The following is an 18,951-nucleotide window of genomic DNA, read 5'->3' as shown; positions in this document are numbered from 1 at the left end:
ACCCTGGTGGCTGCTGTCCGCTCTCTCGTCAGGGTGGTTGTGAGGGCGGTTCATCGGGGTCTTTCAGAGGGCGTCTGTGACGCGTCGAACAGGTCAGTGGCGCGGCGGATTCCTGCGCGGCCTGATGATGGCGTTCGGCAGGGCAGGGGCGGGAAGACGGTCTCCTGGATACCCTTCGACGGCGCCGAAGCGATCGGAGGCGTTCTGCCAGTCCTCCCGAGCCCTCACCATGTCTTCGTGACTGCGGCCGACGAAGTTCCACCACATGACGATCTCCTCCTCGAATGGGGTTCCGCCGAGCAGGACCATCCGTGCGGTGTCATCCGAATCGTTTGCCAGCGTCAGCGCCTCGCTGCCCGGATGGACGTAGCCCATCTCCGAGGGACCGACCAGGGTGTCGCCCAGACGTACGTCGCCGTGGTCGACCAAGAGGCCGTGCTCGAAGCCGGGGTCGACGGCGAGCGTGACAGCCGCGCGGGGCTGGAGGAGAATCTCGGCGCCGAGCAGGGGGGTGAAGGTCCGTACCGGGGAGACATCACCGGCGAGGGACCCCAGGAAGACCCTGATCTCGGCCCCGTCGATCCGCACGGACTCGGGGGCGTAGTGCTGGAAGTCCCGTTCGGTGTTGCGGCGCTCCTCCGGCAGCGCGACCCACAGCTGGACACCGTGCAGGATGGTGGTCCGCGGCGTGGACACCTCGGAGTGGCAGATGCCGAATCCGCCCGTCATGAGGTTCAGTTCGCCCGGCCGTACGTAGGCGTGGCTGCCCAGGCTGTCACGGTGCTCGATCTCTCCGCTGAACAGCCAGCTCACCGTCTGTAGCCCGGTGTGCGGGTGCGGGGCCACATCCATGCCACCCGTCAGCGAGACGTCGTCGGGGCCGTAGTGATCGGCGAAGCACCACGCGCCGATCAGAGTCCGGGCGCGCTGAGGCAGTGTCCGCCGCACGGTCATCGCCCGGGGGCCGCCAAGAGGCACGTCACGTGCGGTCAGTACATCCACCCGTGCCGCCTCGATCAGCAGCCTGCTGTCCACCGCGGCGCCGCATCGGAGTTCCATGGGTTTCGTTTCGGTGTTACTCACCGTGTACCGCCTCCCAGCCGAAATTAGTTCTACCTTCAACCATAATGCCGGACGATGGCACCACCGGGTGCACACCACGCGACAGGGGGTGCGTGTGCGACGCCTTCCAGATCATCAGGGTCATCGTCGATGTCCACCTGGGAGGGCGCCGGAACGAACTTCCCGGGGGCTGGTCATCGACCGGCGGCGCTCGCGGGACGCACGCTCATGTCGGCCAGGTCGCCTCTTCGCCTTTCCGGCTCGGCCGGCGGGACGATCTCCCGCTTGAGGATCTTCCCGGTCGGCGCCTTCGGCAGCGAGAGTTCGGGGCCTGTCTATCCCAGGCGGTCGGCCCAGTCCTTTGGGACTCGGCCTTCGGGGCCGGGGGTGGGCTGGTCGGCCGGGTGGCTCTCAGGGGGAGCCAGGGGCGGGCCCGAGGCGTACGCCTGCGAGGTCTCGTAGTCGTAGAACCAGGTTTCGCCCGGTTCGAAGCTGCGGATCACCGGGTGCCTGCTGTCCCGGGCGTGGGCCGTCGCGTGCTTGGCGGGCGAGTCGTCGCAACAGCCGATGTGACCACACTGTGCGCAGCGTCGGAGGTGGAACCACCAGCCACCACTGGCGGCGCATTCGGCGCATCCGGTTCCGCTGGGTGGGACTGCGGGGTCGATTCCGTGGGGGGAACTCATGAGGGCTACTGTGGGGAACGGGGGTCGGCGGAGGCCAGCGGCAGGCGTACCTGGAAGCGGGTGTCGCCGGGGACGGAGTGGAACCTCAGGTCCCCGTTGTGTTTGTTGACGATGATGCGCCAGGAGATGTCCAGACCGAGACCTGTGCCTTCACCCACCGGTTTGGTGGTGAAGAACGGGTCGAAGATGCGGTCGCGGATGTCCGCGGGGACTCCGGGGCCGGTGTCACGGAATTCGACGAGCAGGTGGTCTCCGTCGCGGGCGGTCCGCACGGTCAACGTGCCGTCGGCGTCGATGCTGTTCATCGCCGCGGCTGCGTTGTCGATCAGATTCGTCCATACCTGGTTGAGTTCGCCGGGGTAGGCCGGGATCTTCGGCAGGCTGCGGTCGTATTCCTTGACGACGGTGATGTGGGGGCCGATCTTCGCGGAGACCATCAGCAGGGTGCTGTCGAGCAGTTCGTGGACATCGGTGACCTGGTAGGGCGCTCGGTCGAGTTGCGAGTACTGCTTGGCCGCCGTGACGAGGGCCGAGACGCGGGTGGTCGACTCCTCGATCTCGTTCATCAGCAGCTCTGTTTCCACGGTGTAGTTGAGCCACCGCACGGCGCCTTCGAGGGTGTCGCTGTCCACGGCTGCGGTGACCTGGTCCAGCCAGTCGGTGTCGAGGCCGGCCTGCACGAAGGTCGGTGCGAGCTGCCAGCCGTCCGCGATGCCGTGGTCGTCGAGCCAGTCGCAGAGGGCGTCCTCCCGGTCCGCTGCTTCCAGCGGGCTCAGGGCGGTGGCCTTGGCAACGCGCTCGGCCGTGCGTTCTTGGACATCGACGAGCGTCTCCAGGGTGTCGCGCCGGTACGGGCGTGCCGCGATGATCCCGAGCGTGTGGCGCATTGCGGCGACACGCTCGCGGAGTGCGGAGGTGGCGCGCACGGCCGCGGCGGCCGGGTTGTTCAGCTCGTGGGTCAGCCCGGCGGACAGCGATCCGAGAGCCATGAGCCGCTCTCGCTGGCCGACCGCCTCCTGGGCGCTCTTGACTCCGAAGAAGAGGCCTTCCAGCAGGTGCACGGCCATGGGAAACCACTCATGCATGACCGCGGCGAAGGTTTCCGCGGGCAGCACGAAGAAGCGTGTGGGCTCAAGGACGTGGAGGGAGCTGTTGTAGACCTGCCGCAGGCGGTCGCCCAGGTAGGCCTGGAAGGCTCCCGCATACACCCCGCGGCTGGAACTCCGGCTCGTCTCCACGTCGTAGTCCCCGATGCGGCGCGAGAGAACGACGGTCCCTTCGAGGAGCACGTAGAAGCACGTGGCCGGGTCGCCCTCCCCGTACACGGGCCCGGGTGCGAACTCCTCCACCCGGCCTTCGCGACAGAGCCGGGCGAGCTGGTCGGGGGCCAGCTTCTCGAACAGGAACAGCGAGCCGAGTTCTTCCTGGCTGCACGGCATCGGCCGACCGCTCATGACTGCTCCAGGTATCGGTGGACGAGCATGACCGCCATGGCTCCCTCGCCCACGGCGGAAGCGACACGCTTGGCGGACTCGGCGCGAGCGTCCCCCGCGACGAATACGCCGGGGACGTTGGTTTCCAGGTGGTAGGGCGGCCGGTCCAACTCCCAGCCGGCCGGCGGGCGCCCGTCCGAGGTCAGATCGGGGCCGGTCAGGATGAACCCGCGGGAGTCCCGGAGCACCGAGCCCTCCAGCCAGTCGGTCAGCGGGGCTGCGCCGATGAAGACGAACATCCACTGGGCGTCGAGGCGTTCGGTGAGGCCGGTCGATGTGTCGCGCAGGGTGATCTGTTCCAGTTGACGCGCGCCGTGAGCGGCGTCGACGACCGTGTTCGTGCGCACAGAGATCGTGGGCGTTTCCTCGACCTGCTGGACGAGGTAGTGCGACATCGAGGTGGCCAAGGACGGCTTACGCACCAGCAGGGTGACCGACTTGGCGCTGCGGGCCAGGTATATCGCGGCCTGGCCGGCGGAGTTCGCACCGCCGACGATGTACACGTCCTGGCCTTGGCACGCGGCCACTTCGGTCAGGGCCGAGCCGTAGAACACTCCGCAGCCGGTCAACTCGGACACGTGGGGCGCATCCAGTTGCCGGTACGACACGCCGGTCGCAAGAATCACGGCGTGCGCGGCGACAGCGGAGCCGTCCGAGAACCGGACGACGCGCGACGCACCATTGATCTCCAGCCCGGTGACCTCACGCGCGGTCAGTATCTCGGCACCGAACTTCGCCGCCTGACGCCGGGCCCGGTCGGTGAGCTGTGCCCCGGACACTCCGTCCGGAAAGCCGAGATAGTTCTCGATGCGCGAGCTCTGGCCTGCTTGGCCTCCGGTCGCGGAGCGTTCCACGAGGACGGTCCGCAGGCCTTCGGAGGCCCCGTACACCGCCGCACCCAAACCGGCGGGTCCGCCGCCGATGATGACGAGGTCGTAGAAGTCGGTTGCCGGTGTCGTCGCGAGGCCGACCCGGGCGGCGAGTTCCCGGTCCTCCGGCTCGACGAGGGCCGTTCCATCCGGAGTGATCACCAGCGGGAGCCGCAACCCCTCCTCGCCCGCCGCGCACAGCAGCCGCCGGCCTTCCGGATCCTCGGACGAGTACCAGCGGTAGGGCACCTGGTTACGGGCCAGGAACTCCCGTACCTCCGAGGAACGCGCCGACCAGCGGTGTCCGACGACCTTGGTGACGGTCACCGGCCGGTGGTCGGCGACCCGCCAGGCCGACAAGAGATCGTCGAGGACGGGGTAGAGCTTCTCCTCGGGCGGCTCCCAGGGCTTGAGGAGGTAGTGGTCGAGGTCGACGACATTGATCGCGTCGATGGCCGCGCCGGTGTCCGCGTACGCGGTCAGCAGCACCCGCCGCGCGCCAGGGTGGATGTCGATCGCCTGCTCCAGGAATTCGATGCCGTTCATCTCCGGCATCCGGTAGTCGGCCACGATCACCGCGACGGGGGCGCCGCGCAGCTTCAGCTCCCGCAGGGCGGCAAGGGCGGACGCGCCGGACTCCGCGCGGACGATGCGGTACGACTCGCCGTACTGACGCCGCAGATCGCGGGCGACAGCACGCGACACACCCGGGTCGTCGTCCACAGTCAGGATGACGGTCCGCGCCGGACTGGCAGCCTGATCCATAGGCATCCCACCCCCGCGTCGATCACCCTTCCGCACCGACTTCACGTGCCTGACCGGCACGACAGTGCGCCAGCAGTGCCCATTTTATGGGTGGCTGTCATGGTCTGCTATGCAAGGTCAGGAATGCGGAAGTCTTTCCTGCATCCATGCCGTCAGGTCGGCACGCAGGTCTCCGGTGTCGTGAAGACCGCCGCCCGGGTCGAGCCGGCGAGTCGCCAAATTATTGATCATGGTCCGCGCATCGCCCCACCGTCGGTAATGTTCGAGTGATCACCCCCGCACGCTCCGCGACCACGGGGATCGCGACGGCGCCACGGCCCTGCTCGGCGATCAGCCCCTCGACGGCGTTCCTGACGGACGCCGACACCATGGCGGTGCGGTGCCGCGGCGACGATTCCGCAACCACGCTCCCACCATAACGCACATTATTTTGCTTTAAGCCTCTACGGGACCATGCTGGGTGCGGACGGTCGCCTTCGCCTCGTACGCGATCGGCCTGCTGGCAGCCCTACTGGTCGTCGGATCACTGTCCGGCCATCTGGGCCGCCCGCGCCCACCTCCTGCTCGACCTCACCGGCGAGGACGAGGACGGCGACCGGGTCGAAGACACCGCCCCCTCCCTGGCCGCCCTCATCGGCGTAGGCGACGAACTCGCCACAGGGACGAGTCGGCCTGTACTCCGGGGCGTGCTCGGCGTTCGGGACTCGCCAGGGAATCCGCACATCTAGGAGCTTCGGTCGGGCTATGGTCGGCCACATGGCACTGTCGCTGCGGGAACGAGAGCGGTTTCTGGCGGAACCTCATATCGGTGCGCTGTCGGTGGTCGAACGGCCGGACCGCGCGCCGCTGACAGTTCCCATCTGGTACCAGTACACGCCGGGCGGCGAGCTGTGGGTCCGTACCGGGCCCGATTCTCGGAAGGCGCGTGCGATTCGGTCCGCAGGGCGCTTCAGCGTCATGGTGCAGCGGACCGAGCCGACGGTGCGCTACGTGTCGGTGGAGGGTCCGGTATCCAGGATGGAATCAGACAGCCGTGAGCGATCCTGGGAGATGGCCGCTCGGTACCTCCCGCAGGACAAGGTCGCCGACTTCGTGGAATATGACCGTACCCAGCTCGGTGAGCACATCGCCATCTACATGCAGCCGGCCCACTGGGTATCCGCCGACCTGGGAGCCTTCTGACCGCAACGGCAGCAAGTCCCTCCCTCCGCTGGTCACTTTGCCTCTGGGGGCAGCGGTACCGGGGCCTCGCCGAGGCGGACACGAGCGTGCCGAGAGCCAGTCATTCATCGAGGTACCCCGCCGACGGCGGAAGGAGTCGATGACCGGTTACGCTCCGCACCGGCCCAGGAGCGAGCAGGGGCGCCGAGCGCCCTGGCATCGGCCCGAGCGTAGCAGCCCATCCCACCCCGGGCATGCGCAGTCCAGGATCCACAACTTCGTTGCTGCTGACGGCACTTCGTTGACATCACAGATGACATCAGGTGTAGCGTCGACGACAGCAATGTACACAGAAAGGACTTGCAGCAATGAAGTTAGCCATTCGTACCGGACTGGTCGCCGCGGTCACGGCCGCAGCCTTCGCCGTGGTCGCCCCTCCCGCCGGCGCCACCACCGCCAAGGGCGACCAGGCGGCGAATGAACATTTCCGGGCGACCGCAGCCGCTGTCACGCCGGCTGCCGTCGGCAACCACGCGATGGGCGCCCGCCTGGCGGCGAACCCGAATACGATCAAAGCCGCGGCGTACAACCAGGCGCGGAGCATCCTGGCAAAGGCCGGCAGCGATACCGCGGCCAAGTCGCACCCCGTCCACGGCACCGGCGACGTGCCGGTCAGGTACGGCACCAGCCTGCTGGCCGGCTCGCGGGACGAGTTCCGGTCCAAGGATCGCAACGTCCCGAAGAAGAAGTCGGGCATGTCGATCCCCCACTACACGGCGATCCACGACGCAGCGCGAACCATGGGCATCGACCGCTGGTGAGGTAGCCGACGGCGCACCAGCCGCGGCGCCACCGGGCTGGTGCGCCCGCCAGGCGCACACGGAGGTGTTCCGGGAGGGCGGCATACCGCTGCTCGGGCGGCGGCGTCCTGCGCTTCGACCCGACCGCCGCCAGGCCGAAGCCCGTGAAGGTCGTGGACGGGGTGTCCGGCATCAACGGCCTGGCCATCGACGCCGACGGCAGCTTCGACCTCAGCGGCGAACTGGCCACCGGCATCGTCAAGATACGCCCGGACGGCACGAAGGACGAGAAGTGGACACGGACCGCGAACCTCTTCGGCACCAACGGCCTGCACATCGCCGGCGACCGGCTCTACGCGAGCGTCCTCACCAACGCCGCCTCTCCGGTCGTCCGCACTCCCCTCAACGACCCGACCCACCGCACCACGCTCGCCAACCTCAGCCCAAATCCCTTCGATGCCAAGCCCCTTGACGACTTCACCACCTTCGACGGGAACCTGATCATCACCTCCTTCCGGGACGGCGAACTCATCCAGGTGAATCCCACCACCGGCCGCTCCGGCACCCTCGCGATCGGCCTCCGCATGCCTACCAGCGTGCGGGTCGCCCGTGGCTTCGGTGAGCACAGCGCACAGCATGCTCTGTTCGTCTCCGAAGCCTCCGGCCGCATCGTGAAGGACACGATTCCCCGGCACGGGACGACCGGCTGAGCCCACTCGTGGACCGACGGCCCTACGGCGGCAACGAAGCGACAACTGGCAGCCACGACTGACCGCTTGCCCGTGCGCGTCGTAGAGGTTCGCGATGACCGTCTCAGCATGCCGCCCGGTACGCCGTCAGGAGGCGGGGCCGCTCCCGTAGTCGTCCTCCCACCGCTTCGCATCGGGGCTGAACTCGCCCTCGATCCGGTCGACGGCATCGGGCGGCAGGGAGAAGGCGTACTTGGCCACGGATTCCTTGCCGGGGAGGACGGCGCCCAGTGCGCACCACCCCTGGCGGGCAGCGCAGCCCACGGGTCGCGGCACTGCGGCAGCGGGTCCCCGGTCGTGGGACCGTCGAGAGAGACGGGCGCGGTCATGCGAAGAACCCTTCAGCCAGATCACTCGGACACCCAGGAGTGGACCTTCCGATCAGCCCTCCCCCAGCACCTCCCGGATCACATGCCGTGCGTTGTGCGCCATCGCCGGGTTCGTCCTGCGGTGGTACGGCAGCGCGATCAGCGCCTGCGAGAGCGTCCGTGCCCGTCCGCGTTTCCAGGTCGCGTCGTCCACGTCGAGCGCCTCGCGGAAGGCCCGCCTCGCATCGGTCGGGAGGAGGTTCCACGCCGGGAACAGGTCGCACGCCGGATCGCCCACCCCCATGCATCCGAAATCGATGACCGCGGTCAACCTGCCACCGTCCACCAGCAGATTGCCCGGCATCAGATCGGCATGCAGCCACGCCGACGCCCCCTCCGTCTCCGGGGTCCGCAGCGCCTCCTCCCAAACGGCCACCGCAGCATCGCAGTTGACACCCTCCTGCGGGATCCTACGCAGTTCCTCGATGGCCGCCCGCGTCGACGCGTCCAGCGCGGCGAGAGGCCCACCGCGGTAGGCGCGTGGCGCCCTGGGCAGGGTGATACTCCGCATCGCCGCCACGAAACCGGCCAAGTCCGTCGCGAGCAGCACAGGCTCGCCCAACACCCCCGCATCAGGGTGCTCCCCCACCAGCCACCGATGCACCGACCACGGCCACGGATACCCCTCGGCCGGCTCCCCCGCCCCGAGCACCTCCGGGATGGCCACGGGCAACCGGTCCGCCAGCCGGGGCAGCCACTCCTGCTCCGTCACCACGTCCTGGGCTCCGCCCGCCACCAGCGGCAACCGTACGGCCATGTCGTCGCCCAGCCGATACATGGCGTTGACCGTGCCACCGGACGCCAACCGCTCCACAGACATCCCCGCCCACTGCGGGAACCGCCCAGCGATCAACCGCCGTACCAAGTCATCGTCGATGGGCTGGAGCCCCGGCTGCATCTGCCCTCTGCTCATGACGCGCCATCCGATCGCCCAACGCCGCCCACGTCAAACGCTTTACACCGTTCACACCGTGTCCTCCGTGGTGAGGCGGAGCAGATGCCCCGAGTCGCAGATGACTGCGGCAAGTCCGAGAAATACCGGGTAGTTGCGAAGGTCGCGTTCGTAGCAGAAGCCGCGTCTGCGGTAGCCGGAACGCCACGACATCGCGCGTTCGAGCACCCAACGGTCCGGGCCGACGCCCACCTCACCAAAAGGGACGCGGTGTGAGCTTCGGGAGAGTGGGATCTACCACCACGCCACTGCGTCCCTGAACTGCACCCTCACGGTGAAATGGCCGCGGTACGCCGCGAGTTGGGGCATAGGGACCCACTCCGCCCCAGGAGTGATGCTGCCGCCGGCGACGGGACGAGGGGGTGGCGGCCAGGACAACCACGTCGGACCGGCGGGCGCCCTGTGACGTCCGTCCGACGGTTCACCGGGTGGGCAGACACTTCACCGTTCGACCGGACGGCTCAGCGGTCGAGCGGGTCTTGGCGCAGTACCAGGTCGAGCAGTCCGGGGAAGCGGGCGTCGAACTCCTCGCGGCGCAGTCGGTTGACCCGTTTCGGACCCGCGTCGCGTTGTTCGACGATGCCCGCCTGGCGCAGTACGGAGAAGTGGTGGCTGAGTGCGGCCTTCTGCACCGGTACGTCGAAGCTGCCGCACGCGCGGGTCCAGTCGGCACTGCCGGCAAGTTCGCGGACCAGCTGGAGTCGGACCGGGTCGGCCAGCGCGGCCAGCGCGGTCTGCAACGGAACATCGTCGGGGTGGGTGTGCGCCGGGGCGGCACGGTGACTGGTGGTCCGTGCGGTGCGGTCTGCCATGTCGTACCCCTTGCCTGGTGTTCGATGAACATCATACACTCCTGGTGTTCGATACTCGTTGAACACTCGACTCCGTGAGGTGTGTCCGTATGCGTGTGATCCGGTTTGAGCGGTATGGCGGCCCGGAGGTCCTTTCGGTGGCGGAGGCCGCGGTGCCCGAGCCCGGCGCCGGGCAGGTGAGTATCGATGTCGCCTTCGCCGGGGTGAATTTCGCCGATCTCAAGGCACGGGCCGAGGGTTACCGCGTGCCCGCGCTGCCGTTCGTGCCGGGCCTGGAGGTCTCCGGCCGGGTCCGCGCGGTGGGAGAGGGGGTGGAGGCGTTCCATGTCGGCCAGGATGTGGCCGCTCTGACGCCCGGCGGGGCGTACGCGGACGTCGTTGTCGCCGACAGCGCGACCGTGTTCCCCGTACCGGACGGCTTGGACCTGCGCACCGCCGCGACCCTGCCCACCGTGCTACCGACGGCACATGCACTGCTTCACGAAGTGGGACGGCTGCGAGAGGGGGAGAGCGTACTCGTCCAGGGAGCGGCAGGGGGAATCGGCACGGTCGCCGGGCAGTTGGCACGAGCAGCCGGGGCGGGCGCCGTGTATGGGGTCGTCTCGCGGCCAGCGAAGGCCGGTCACGCGCTCAAGTACGGCTACGACGAGGTCTTCAGCGCAGTCGACTTCCCGGACGAGGTCCGCCGTGCCACGGATGGCCGAGGCGTCGACCTCGCCCTCGACCCGGTCGGCGGCGACACTCTCCGCCGCAGCCTGGCCTCATTGGCCGTCTTCGGCCGACTGGTCTCCTTCGGCAACGCCTCCTCGGCCGATCCCTGGCAGGTCGGCCAGTCCGAGCTCTACCCAACAGCCCACACCGTCGCGGGCTTCTCCATCCTCTCCCTGGCGCAAACCGCCCCGGACGCGCTGCGGGAACTGGCCGAACGAGCCTTCCGTACGGTCACCGAGGGCACTGTGGAACTCCCCGTCACCGCCGAATTCCCCCTCACCGAAGCAGCCGAAGCCCACCAGCTCCTGAGCAGCCGGACCACCACCGGCAAGCTGTTGCTGCGAGTGAATGCCTGACGGCAGACGAAGATCTTGCAGGGGCGCCCGGTCCATGCGGGGGCAGACGATGACTCCGACCGCAAGGTTCGAGACTGGGTGCGTTCCGAGATCTTCGGTTCCGATGTCCGCATGAATGTCGAGTCAGTGTCGGACGGCGGACGGCGGACGGGCCCTGGTCGTGGACTACACCAACGACAGATGGAGCTCCATGCGGACGGCTTGGCGCTTCGATGTCGCCGGCGCAAAGATGCGGCGCTTCGAAGCAGGTCAGGCGTAGGCCGAGGGCTACGATTCGCGAGGCGGCAGCGTGACGTACACCTCCACGTCCTGTCCGAGTAGTCCCGAGCCGGTCGTTCGCACGGTTGAGCCAGTCGTTCGCACGGTTACATGCGGGCTCCGCCAGCATGCCGAGCATCAGCGGCAGCGGACCTTAGGTTGAGTGCGTGGACCGTTCCAGAGTGGGATGGTCCAAGTCGCCTTCGTCCTCGACAAGATTGTCGGCCTCATGACGGAGTCCAGCGCCATCGCCACCGTTCCAGGTCGTGGTGCCCAGAAATCGCCGCACATGACGGAAGCACCAGCCGGTTTCCTCCTCGACCTCTCGCGCGAGAGGTCGAGGAAGGTCACTCCAGGCTCGACGTGGCCTCCGATGATGTCCCAGGTGTCAGGGAAAGACGCGACAGTGCGGGCTTCGCTTGTGGGCGAAGAGTTCACCAGCAAGATCCATCTGAGCGCAGGCGGCCGGTGCCGGCCACTGTCCTTCGTCGTGACGGCCGGGCAGCAGGCGGACTGCACCCGGTTCAAGCTGGTACTGGACAAGATTCGCGTCCTCCAGCTCGGACGCAGCGGACCGTGCAAGAGGCCCGACAGCCTCGCCGCGGACAGGACATACAGCATCGGGCCCTGCCGTGACTACCCCTGGCGCCGGGGTATCCGGCACACCATCCCGGACACAACAGGGTCAAACGGACGAGCAATCGGCTCAAGCACGCTCGCGCCGTAGACACGCACTTACGACAAACACGGCTAAGTGTTCTCCGCACCGCCACCGCCGCAGCCCTCGTCATTCGACTCCGCACATGATCGCCCGGACAAGTCCTCCGGACGCGGTGCCGTGACAACCGCCGTGAGCTGCGATTGCGAGGCAATCGAAGTCATTAGTTTCACCAATGTTTACCCGGCGTACACCATAGTTGGGCCTACTGAGGCCCAGCTTGTTCAGTAACCGTCGAACAGGTGCTCACCCCCCACGTGCATCCCCTGTGTGGCCCCGCATGAACCCCCTCAAACCTCTGTGCGTACCCCTGGAGAGACCGTGACCGTGCCCCTGCCGAGAACCGCCGCCCTCACCGGCGTCCTCGCCACCGCCGCCACATTCGCCCTCAGCGCCTGTGGCGCGGCCTCCGACGCGTCGACCACCGCCGGCGCAAAGAGCGCGGCCACCGCGACCACGGCCAAGGCATTCGGCGGTATCGACGCCCTGGCCAAGGAGGCCAAGAAGGAGGGCACGCTGCATGCGATCGCGCTGCCCCGCGACTGGGCCAACTACGGCGCCGTGATCGATGGTTTCGAAAAGCAGTACGGCATCAAGGTCGAGGTCGAGAACCCGAAGGGCGCCAGCCAGGACGAGATCAACGCGGTCACCTCGCGCAAGGGACAGGACAGCGCGCCCGACGTCCTGGACCTCGGCAGCTCCTTCGCGCAGAGCGCCGCCCAGCAGGGGCTGCTCGCGCCGTACATGGTTGCCGGTTTCGCCGACATCCCCGATGACCAGAAGGACTCCATCGGCCGTTGGTCGAACGACTACGGCGGCTACATCTCCTTCGGCTGCGATGCCAAGCGTGTGCAAACCTGCCCGACAAGTTTCAAGGATCTGCTCAAGCCGGAGTACAAGGGGCAGGTCGCACTCACCGGCAACCCCGGCAAGTCGGGTTCCGCCTTCGGCGCCGTGTACGCGGCGGCCCTCGCCAGCGGCGGCTCCTTCGACGACATCCAGCCCGGCATAGACTTCTTCGCCAAGCTGAAGAAGAACGGCAACTACACGTCCGTCCAATCCACCTCAGCCACCATCGAGAAGGGCGAGACGCCGATCAGCATTGACTGGGACTACCTCAACGCCGGGTACACGGACGAGTTCAAGTCCAAGGGCCTCGACTGGACGGTCGCAGTCCCCTCGGACGGCCAGTTCTCCCAGTACTACTCGCAGGCCATCAACGGGAGTGCGCCGCACCCCGCAGCCGCGCGCCTGTGGCAGGAGTACCTCTACAGCACCGAGGGCCAGAACCTCAGACTCAAGGGATACGCCCGACCTGCTCTGATGACCGCCATGAAGGAAGCCGGCACGCTCGACAAGGCCGCGGCGGCGAAGCTGCCGAAGGTCTCCGGCACGCCGACCTTCCCGACCGAGTCCCAGCAGAGCAACGCCGAGTTCACCATCTCCCAGGGCTGGGGCCAGGCCGTCTCTGGATGACCGCGACTCGAATCAGGGCCGACGTGATGCCCGCCGCTTCCTCTCAGCGGCGGGCATCACGCGGCTGGCTCGCCCCCGACACCGTGCACGACTTCAACCGCCCGTACCGCGAGAGTCGCTCAGCTGCCTCAGGACAGGCCCCAACCTCCGGCCAGAGGTAGCCTCCCGTACACGGTGGCGGGGTCACCGACAGGTCATAAAAGAGATCCCTCACCCGGTGCGGATCGGGGTGCAGTGGTGTGACCTGCCCGATCGCTGCGGGCCTTGGCAGACCGTCTACGGGCGGCACCGGTTGTGGCCGGCCGACGGCACCGGGGAACGCCTGCTCCAGCAGATCCCGGCCGCAGCCGATGCCGCGGGCGACGACGCACTCACGGGCTGGAGCGCCACCTCCCTGCGCACACCGCCGGCGCGGAGCCGTGCCGCCGCCGAACCGGTCTGTCTCACACCCGCCCCGAGCACTGACGACAAGATCGAGGACCCCGGCGCTCGGGCCCCTGTGGGCGACGCCTTCATGGCCGCGTAGCGCCGGATTACTCAGGAGGACGTCTCGCGGCAGTCACAGGAGCGTGCCTGCTCCGAGCGAACCGGTGGGCTGACCGGCACCAGATGATGGACCCGGGCCGGTGGCAGGTTCCCCAGCACCGTCTCCGTACGGAAGGTGTGCCGGCGCAGGATGCGGCGCAGTACGCCGAGCCCGGCGAAGGTGCGCTCCCGGTCCGCCCCGTCGGCGAACGTCCGGCGCATCGTCTCGCCTCCCACGTAGCCGAAGAACGACAGCGTGCCGCCGGGCCGCAGCGCCCCGAGCAGCCGGTCGAAGATCTCTTCCGTTGTCCGGGCGTCGAAGTTGGCGAACGGCAGGCCGCACACGATCGTGTCGTAGGAGCCGAGTTCGTGTTCCTGCACCAGGCCGGTACGGATCCGGAGCCTGGGATCATCGGCATACGTCTGTCGCAGCAGGGCGGCGAAGCGCGGGTTGGCCTCGATCAGATCCAGGGTGTCCAGTCGGCCGAGTGATCCGGCGATGTGGCGGGTCACCGCTCCGGTGCCAGGCCCTACCTCCAGTACCGCGCGGGAGCGCCCAGGGCTGGGGATCAGGTACCGGGTGAGAGCTCTGCTGAGCCGGTCGCTGCTCGGGGCGATCGCCCCCACATCCCGACGGGTCCTCGCGTACTCCCGGAGGAACAGCGCCACTTCAGCCACAAGTCACCCACTGCGATCGTGAAAGTACCGGTACTGCACGTTTCGTTGCGGCTGGATCGCCCAGCTCGGCAACATCATTCCGATCAGTGTGCCCCTGACCTGGTAAGACGACTGTCAAATGATCGGGGAGATGTAGTGAAGGAAGGGTGCCGGAGCTCCTCACCCCCAGCGCGCCATCTGGTGCGGGTCGTTTGGTTTCTTCATGCCAAAACCTCGGTCAGGGCCGCCGGCGCTGATCCCCCTCACCACCCCTCCTTCTCTGCGACCGTGCTGGACGTGTTGGTTGTGCTGACCGATTTCCGGTACCGCCGTGCCGCGTCCAGACCTCGCAGTTGGCGAAGGAGTTCGTGACCGGGAAGCGGGACACCACCGTGGGTTCGACGGTGGTGTCCACCGCCCGGGAGTGGCTCGGTGCCGCACCCACCAACTGACCTGAGTTCACGCCTGCTCTCCCTTCCGCGCCCTTGCCTCGCTCGGAGGTCGCGAGGAAGGACCACGGCACCCTGTGGACGATCGTGGTGCTGGCCGCGGTGGCTGCGGGGCTCGCGGGTCCGTACCGTCGAAGAGTGGGGAGCTCGGGGCCAGGGGTGACGTCTTGGCACCGGACCTGAACGTCGTCGTGGGTGCCTTCGCCGCCGTTCAACAGGGGGGGAGACGCAGGTCACATTCATGCGTGTCACAACTTGCGGAGCCGTTCCGTCCAAGACGGTGTAACCACCAACAACGGCACAGGAGCGCACCATGGAAGCTCGACTGAACATCATGGCCAACCCGGTCGCAGCCAAGGCCATGAAGCACATCATCGCGGCGCACAAGGCGCTCTCGGACTCGACGCTGCCGGCCGCGACACGCGAACTGGTGATGCTCCGCGCCAGCCAGATCAACGGCTGTGCCGGATGCATCGACATGCACACCAAGGAAGCCGCCGCAGCCGGGGAGACCGCGGTGCGCCTCAATCTGGTCGCGGCCTGGCGCGAGGCCACGGTCTTCACCGACGCCGAGCGCGCCGCGCTGGAGCTGGCGGAGGAGGGCACCCGCATCGCCGACGCGGCCGGTGGCGTCTCGGACGAGGTGTGGGCGAATGCCGCCAAGCACTACGACGAGGACCAGCTCGCCGCCTTGGTGGCCCAAATCGCCATCATCAACGCCTTCAACCGCGGAAACGTCATGACCCAGCAGCCCGCCGGCGACTACCAGGTCGGCCAGGTCCACTGACGGGACGGCCGTCGCCGCCGGTGCCGTCCGGCACCAGCAGCGCATGCCCTGGGCACCGCTTCGCGGAGCCCGGGGCATTGTTCTGGGCCGCCCAGCGGTCCGGCGTCCCCACAGTCAAGCTCCGTTGGCACGCGCCCAGCGCTCGATGGGACGACCCCCTCCTCCCCCCAAGCCAGGGCCATTGGTGAGTGCTTGGGTCGGCGAGCGTGCGGTAGTAGACGGGGGGGCAGGCGATGCTGGTGACGGCGAGGAAGTGTTCGGCTGTGCATTCTTGGCGTCGGTGGAGGCGGCGGCCGGCGAGCCAGGGCATGGTGCGCTTGACGGTCCAGCGGTGCCGGCCCGGCCGCCCCGAGGTAACAGCGTCCTTCCGAGCCGGAGCGAACCGCACGGAGAGCCGGCCCCAGCCCCTCCTGTCCGTTGCCATACGGCTGTCGCGCCTGGTGCTGGTGCCGCCGCGCCGCCTGTCCGCGACCTGTGCCGCGTGGCCGGGGCGGGCGGCGTCCTCGCCTCGTCGTGCGGACCATGTGGCCCCGCCCCTCAGACTGCCCGGTACGCCGACCACGAGGGCACGCGATGACGACAACCCACCGTCGCGCTCACGGCCGAGACGGCCTCCCCCGCATCGCCGAGTGGCCTGTCAGCTCCTGTGTCCAAACCGTTGACGCGTCGGCCGTCGCGTAGCGGGGCACCGCGCCGGGCGCCGTCATGCCTCCAGGATCAGTTGCAGCAGATCGCGCAAGATCTCGCGCTGCTGCGTGGTGAGCGGGGCCAGGGGTGCGGCGGCGAAGGGCGTGCGTGCGCGGAGATCGGCGGCGATGGTGCGGCCGGCTGCGGTGGCTGCGACGCGCTTCACGCGGCGGTCGCCCGGGTCGGGGCTGCGCTCGACCAGGCCGCGGGACTCCAGCCGGTCGATGATCACGGTCACGTTGGACGGCTCCGCGTGCAGCCGGTCGGCGATGCGGCGCATCGGGACCGGGCCTTCGGCGGCGAGCAGCGCCTTGGCTTGGAGCGGGGTCAGGTCATAGGTCGCCGAGGCGGCTTCGGACTCCTGGGTGTAGCGGCGGTTGATGGCCGCGAAGAGGCCGACGATCTCCCTGGTGAGTTCATCCGGTGGGTTGGACATGAGTCCAGCCTAAGGGGGCTGCTTGACAGTTCAAATGTCTGGGCACATAGTTATGGAGAACATTAGTTACGTTCCATAATCAAGTTAGGTAACCGAGGATGAGCATCAAGACCCTCCTGATCACCGGCACCTCCTCCGGCATCGGCCTTGCCACCGCAGTCGCCGCCGCGCGAAGCGGCTGGCACGTGATCGCCACCATGCGAGACACCGCCAAGTCGGGCGCGCTGCTGGCGGCGGCGCAGGAAGCCGGAGTCACCGTCGACGTCCGGGCCCTGGACGTGACCGACCCGGCCTCGGTCGAGGCATGCCTGGCCGGCCTCGACCGGCTGGACGCACTGGTCAACAACGCCGGCGCGGGCCACGTCGGCACCCTCGAACAGGAGAGCGTCGAGGACGTGCGCGCTGTCATGGAGGTCAACTTCTTCGGCGTGCTGCACGTCACCAAGGCCGCACTGCCCCTGCTGCGGGCGAGCAACGGCCGCGTGCTGACCGTGACCAGCGTCGGCGGAGTGATCGGCCAGCCCTTCAATGAGGCGTACTGCGCCGCGAAGTTCGCGGTCGAGGGCTTCATGGAGTCCCTTGCGCCGGTCGCGGCCACGGCCGGCGTGCACGTCAGCGTGGTCGAGCCGGGTGCAGTGGCCAGCGAGTTCGTCAGCAACGTAGGCCTCCCGGACAACGCACTGGAGCAGGCCGGGCCGTACGCGCCGGCTCTGTCCGCCTATCTGGACCGCACTCGCGGTGCCTTCGCCGGCGCGCAGACGCCGCAGGACGTGGCAGCCCGGATGGTCGATCTGCTCGCAGCCGAGCAGCCTGCCTTCCGGCTGCTCACCTCCGACACCGCGCGCGCCTTCGCCGGCACGAAGCTCAAGGATCTCGACGGCTCGGCCGTGCAGGCGCTGACGAACGCCTGGGTCGCCTAGGAACGGTCCGGCCGCCCCCCCGGAACGGGTCATCAGCACCGGCAGCGGCTCACCCGCCGCCGCGGCGCCACGGCGCCGTCCGTCGGCGACAGCGGCTCGGGCGAACGCTTCCCGCAGCCGCGCGGCGGCCGGACACCGCCGACGACATCACCCTGGTCACGCCACCCGCTCCAGCGAGTTTCGCGGCGTCCCGAGGTCTTGCGCGGGGCGGAACCGTCCTCGACGTCCGGCCAGTCGGCCGGTCAGGCACGGCAGCGCAGCATCTCCAGCGGCGGGTTCGCGAGGAGGTCCGCCCAGAAATCCTCGCCGAATTCACTGAGGCCGGCCTCGGACACCTGAAGCGGAACCCACTCCAGCTCACTGAACCCGGTCGCCCGCAGACACTCCTCGTAGACCTCGCGGCGCGGGGCCGTGGTGACAATGCTGATCGGCTGCGGGTCAAGGAGGGCCGTGACCCGCGCCCGCGGACCCGTCTCGGTTTCCTCGCCGGTCGGCTCGCAGCGGAACCCGTACTTGTCCAGGGACGGACAGTCGAACCGGTAGTCGGGCTTCTGGGCGAGCACGAAGAACTCTCCACCCGGCGCCAGGCTCCGGTGGATGTTGCGACACATCCGCTCCATCGCCGCGATGCCCTCGGCGTAGTTGAGGCACTGCACTCCGACCGCGATGTCGAAGCGCTGGTCGAGAGGCCGCAGCTCGACCACGTCACCGAGCTCATAGCGCACACCCAGCGGGTCACGCTGATCGATCTCCCGCGCGGCGGCGATCATCTCGACGGAGATGTCGACACCGAGAACATCCGTGGCGCCGCGCCGCTTGAACTCCCTGCTGTAGAAACCGGTGCCGCACGCCAGGTCGAGAACCGACTTGCCACTCACGTCCCCGACCATGCCCAGGAAGCTCGGCACCTCTCCGTAACGTATCAGCGGCAAGGACTTGAACCCCTCGAATGCCTCGCCGATCTCGTCGTACTGCTGCACGCTCACGTGCCGCCCCCTCCTGTGCTTCGTCTTGTACGCGACCGCGCCGGCCCTCCGGATTCAAGGGCTCGCCGGGTCGCGCTCGTGGCAGAAAGTCTCCTCCGCCCTGCCTGGCCGCCGTACTGGCAGATGGCACAAAGAAGTTGGCCGGGTGACCCTCCGATCACCCAACACCACCTCACAAGTCATTCATCACCTGCATCTTTCGTAATTCCACATCCTTCTCCCCCCTCCACCCCTCGCGCGCCCTCCTGCAACCGCTCTCAACTCCCGG

19 protein-coding genes are annotated in these 18,951 nt (G+C 68.3%); 8 read left to right on the top strand and 11 right to left on the bottom strand.

The window, feature by feature from the left end:
* Positions 1 to 93 precede the first annotated feature (93 nt).
* The 4 genes from IEZ17_RS31785 to IEZ17_RS31770 all read right to left on the bottom strand — a co-directional run bounded on the left by IEZ17_RS31785 (position 94) and on the right by IEZ17_RS31770 (position 4,875).
* Positions 94 to 1,083: a pirin family protein gene (locus IEZ17_RS31785; protein ID WP_189306208.1), complete on the bottom strand. Its 990-nt coding sequence runs from the start codon at positions 1,081 to 1,083 to the stop codon at positions 94 to 96.
* Positions 1,084 to 1,397: 314 nt separating this feature from the next.
* Complete coding sequence (locus IEZ17_RS31780; RefSeq protein WP_189306206.1) at positions 1,398 to 1,748, bottom strand: UBP-type zinc finger domain-containing protein; 351 nt, start codon at positions 1,746 to 1,748, stop codon at positions 1,398 to 1,400.
* A 5-nt stretch (positions 1,749 to 1,753) separates the two neighbouring features.
* A complete protein-coding gene (locus IEZ17_RS31775; RefSeq protein ID WP_189306204.1) occupies positions 1,754 to 3,202 on the bottom strand; it encodes an ATP-binding protein in 1,449 nt (482 codons plus the stop codon).
* Positions 3,199 to 4,875: an NAD(P)/FAD-dependent oxidoreductase gene (locus tag IEZ17_RS31770; RefSeq protein WP_189306203.1), complete on the bottom strand. Its 1,677-nt coding sequence runs from the start codon at positions 4,873 to 4,875 to the stop codon at positions 3,199 to 3,201. The genes IEZ17_RS31775 and IEZ17_RS31770 overlap by 4 nt, the downstream gene beginning before the upstream one ends.
* 756 nt (positions 4,876 to 5,631) lie before the next feature.
* Here IEZ17_RS31770 and IEZ17_RS31765 point away from each other — a divergent pair.
* The 3 genes from IEZ17_RS31765 (at position 5,632) to IEZ17_RS31755 (ending at position 7,546) form a co-directional block, all read left to right on the top strand.
* On the top strand, positions 5,632 to 6,057 hold the full coding sequence (locus IEZ17_RS31765) for a pyridoxamine 5'-phosphate oxidase family protein (protein WP_189306201.1): 426 nt from the start codon (positions 5,632 to 5,634) through the stop codon (positions 6,055 to 6,057).
* Between the two features lie 347 nt (positions 6,058 to 6,404).
* Complete coding sequence (locus tag IEZ17_RS43175; RefSeq protein ID WP_229852842.1) at positions 6,405 to 6,857, top strand: hypothetical protein; 453 nt, start codon at positions 6,405 to 6,407, stop codon at positions 6,855 to 6,857.
* Between the two features lie 143 nt (positions 6,858 to 7,000).
* Entirely contained in the window at positions 7,001 to 7,546 is a 546-nt protein-coding gene (locus tag IEZ17_RS31755; RefSeq protein ID WP_189306199.1) for an SMP-30/gluconolactonase/LRE family protein, read from the top strand.
* 126 nt (positions 7,547 to 7,672) lie between these two features.
* Here IEZ17_RS31755 and IEZ17_RS31750 read toward each other — a convergent pair whose 3' ends face one another.
* From IEZ17_RS31750 to IEZ17_RS31735, 4 genes are all read right to left on the bottom strand, one after another.
* Entirely contained in the window at positions 7,673 to 7,861 is a 189-nt protein-coding gene (locus IEZ17_RS31750) for a hypothetical protein (protein ID WP_189306197.1), read from the bottom strand.
* Positions 7,862 to 7,966: 105 nt separating this feature from the next.
* Positions 7,967 to 8,866, bottom strand: a complete 900-nt coding sequence (locus IEZ17_RS31745) for an aminoglycoside phosphotransferase family protein (protein WP_229852841.1) — start codon at positions 8,864 to 8,866, stop codon at positions 7,967 to 7,969.
* A 51-nt stretch (positions 8,867 to 8,917) separates the two neighbouring features.
* Entirely contained in the window at positions 8,918 to 9,058 is a 141-nt protein-coding gene (locus tag IEZ17_RS31740; RefSeq protein WP_189306195.1) for a hypothetical protein, read from the bottom strand.
* 308 nt (positions 9,059 to 9,366) lie between these two features.
* Positions 9,367 to 9,717, bottom strand: coding sequence for an ArsR/SmtB family transcription factor (locus IEZ17_RS31735; protein ID WP_189306193.1), 351 nt, complete (start codon positions 9,715 to 9,717; stop codon positions 9,367 to 9,369).
* Between the two features lie 89 nt (positions 9,718 to 9,806).
* On the opposite strand from IEZ17_RS31735, the gene IEZ17_RS31730 reads away from it, so the two are divergent.
* From IEZ17_RS31730 to IEZ17_RS43170, 3 genes are all read left to right on the top strand, one after another.
* A complete protein-coding gene (locus IEZ17_RS31730; RefSeq protein ID WP_189306191.1) occupies positions 9,807 to 10,784 on the top strand; it encodes a quinone oxidoreductase family protein in 978 nt (325 codons plus the stop codon).
* Positions 10,785 to 12,081: 1,297 nt separating this feature from the next.
* A complete protein-coding gene (locus IEZ17_RS31725) occupies positions 12,082 to 13,236 on the top strand; it encodes an ABC transporter substrate-binding protein (RefSeq protein WP_189306190.1) in 1,155 nt (384 codons plus the stop codon).
* Positions 13,229 to 13,762, top strand: coding sequence for a transposase (locus IEZ17_RS43170; protein ID WP_189306256.1), 534 nt, complete (start codon positions 13,229 to 13,231; stop codon positions 13,760 to 13,762). The genes IEZ17_RS31725 and IEZ17_RS43170 overlap by 8 nt, the downstream gene beginning before the upstream one ends.
* 11 nt (positions 13,763 to 13,773) lie before the next feature.
* Here the strand turns inward: IEZ17_RS43170 and IEZ17_RS31715 are convergent, their stop codons facing one another.
* Entirely contained in the window at positions 13,774 to 14,388 is a 615-nt protein-coding gene (locus IEZ17_RS31715) for a class I SAM-dependent methyltransferase (RefSeq protein WP_268249865.1), read from the bottom strand.
* Between the two features lie 792 nt (positions 14,389 to 15,180).
* On the opposite strand from IEZ17_RS31715, the gene IEZ17_RS31710 reads away from it, so the two are divergent.
* A complete protein-coding gene (locus tag IEZ17_RS31710) occupies positions 15,181 to 15,654 on the top strand; it encodes a carboxymuconolactone decarboxylase family protein (protein ID WP_189306188.1) in 474 nt (157 codons plus the stop codon).
* Positions 15,655 to 16,357: 703 nt separating this feature from the next.
* On the opposite strand, the gene IEZ17_RS31705 is transcribed toward IEZ17_RS31710, so the two are convergent.
* Positions 16,358 to 16,777, bottom strand: a complete 420-nt coding sequence (locus IEZ17_RS31705; RefSeq protein WP_189306186.1) for a MarR family winged helix-turn-helix transcriptional regulator — start codon at positions 16,775 to 16,777, stop codon at positions 16,358 to 16,360.
* A 98-nt stretch (positions 16,778 to 16,875) separates the two neighbouring features.
* On the opposite strand from IEZ17_RS31705, the gene IEZ17_RS31700 reads away from it, so the two are divergent.
* Complete coding sequence (locus IEZ17_RS31700; RefSeq protein ID WP_189306184.1) at positions 16,876 to 17,697, top strand: SDR family oxidoreductase; 822 nt, start codon at positions 16,876 to 16,878, stop codon at positions 17,695 to 17,697.
* A 242-nt stretch (positions 17,698 to 17,939) separates the two neighbouring features.
* Here the strand turns inward: IEZ17_RS31700 and IEZ17_RS31695 are convergent, their stop codons facing one another.
* Positions 17,940 to 18,683 carry a class I SAM-dependent methyltransferase gene (locus IEZ17_RS31695; RefSeq protein WP_189306182.1) on the bottom strand — a complete coding sequence of 248 codons (744 nt, stop codon included), beginning with the start codon at positions 18,681 to 18,683 and terminating at the stop codon, positions 17,940 to 17,942.
* Positions 18,684 to 18,951: the final 268 nt, after the last annotated feature.

Origin of the sequence: Streptomyces albospinus (assembly GCF_014648695.1) — a bacterium.
Taxonomy (GTDB): domain Bacteria; phylum Actinomycetota; class Actinomycetes; order Streptomycetales; family Streptomycetaceae; genus Streptomyces; species Streptomyces albospinus.
Note: the sequence above shows the minus strand (reverse complement) of the source record. Positions and strands in the feature narration are given on the sequence as shown.

Coding starts and splice junctions, on each gene's coding strand:
- IEZ17_RS31780 (WP_189306206.1), bottom strand. CDS start 1,748: ATGAGTTCCCCCCACGGAATCGACCCCGCAGTCCCACCCAGCGGAACC.
- IEZ17_RS31775 (WP_189306204.1), bottom strand. CDS start 3,202: ATGAGCGGTCGGCCGATGCCGTGCAGCCAGGAAGAACTCGGCTCGCTG.
- IEZ17_RS31770 (WP_189306203.1), bottom strand. CDS start 4,875: ATGGATCAGGCTGCCAGTCCGGCGCGGACCGTCATCCTGACTGTGGAC.
- IEZ17_RS31765 (WP_189306201.1), top strand. CDS start 5,632: ATGGCACTGTCGCTGCGGGAACGAGAGCGGTTTCTGGCGGAACCTCAT.
- IEZ17_RS43175 (WP_229852842.1), top strand. CDS start 6,405: ATGAAGTTAGCCATTCGTACCGGACTGGTCGCCGCGGTCACGGCCGCA.
- IEZ17_RS31745 (WP_229852841.1), bottom strand. CDS start 8,866: ATGAGCAGAGGGCAGATGCAGCCGGGGCTCCAGCCCATCGACGATGAC.
- IEZ17_RS31740 (WP_189306195.1), bottom strand. CDS start 9,058: ATGTCGTGGCGTTCCGGCTACCGCAGACGCGGCTTCTGCTACGAACGC.
- IEZ17_RS31735 (WP_189306193.1), bottom strand. CDS start 9,717: ATGGCAGACCGCACCGCACGGACCACCAGTCACCGTGCCGCCCCGGCG.
- IEZ17_RS31730 (WP_189306191.1), top strand. CDS start 9,807: ATGCGTGTGATCCGGTTTGAGCGGTATGGCGGCCCGGAGGTCCTTTCG.
- IEZ17_RS31710 (WP_189306188.1), top strand. CDS start 15,181: ATGGAAGCTCGACTGAACATCATGGCCAACCCGGTCGCAGCCAAGGCC.
- IEZ17_RS31705 (WP_189306186.1), bottom strand. CDS start 16,777: ATGTCCAACCCACCGGATGAACTCACCAGGGAGATCGTCGGCCTCTTC.
- IEZ17_RS31700 (WP_189306184.1), top strand. CDS start 16,876: ATGAGCATCAAGACCCTCCTGATCACCGGCACCTCCTCCGGCATCGGC.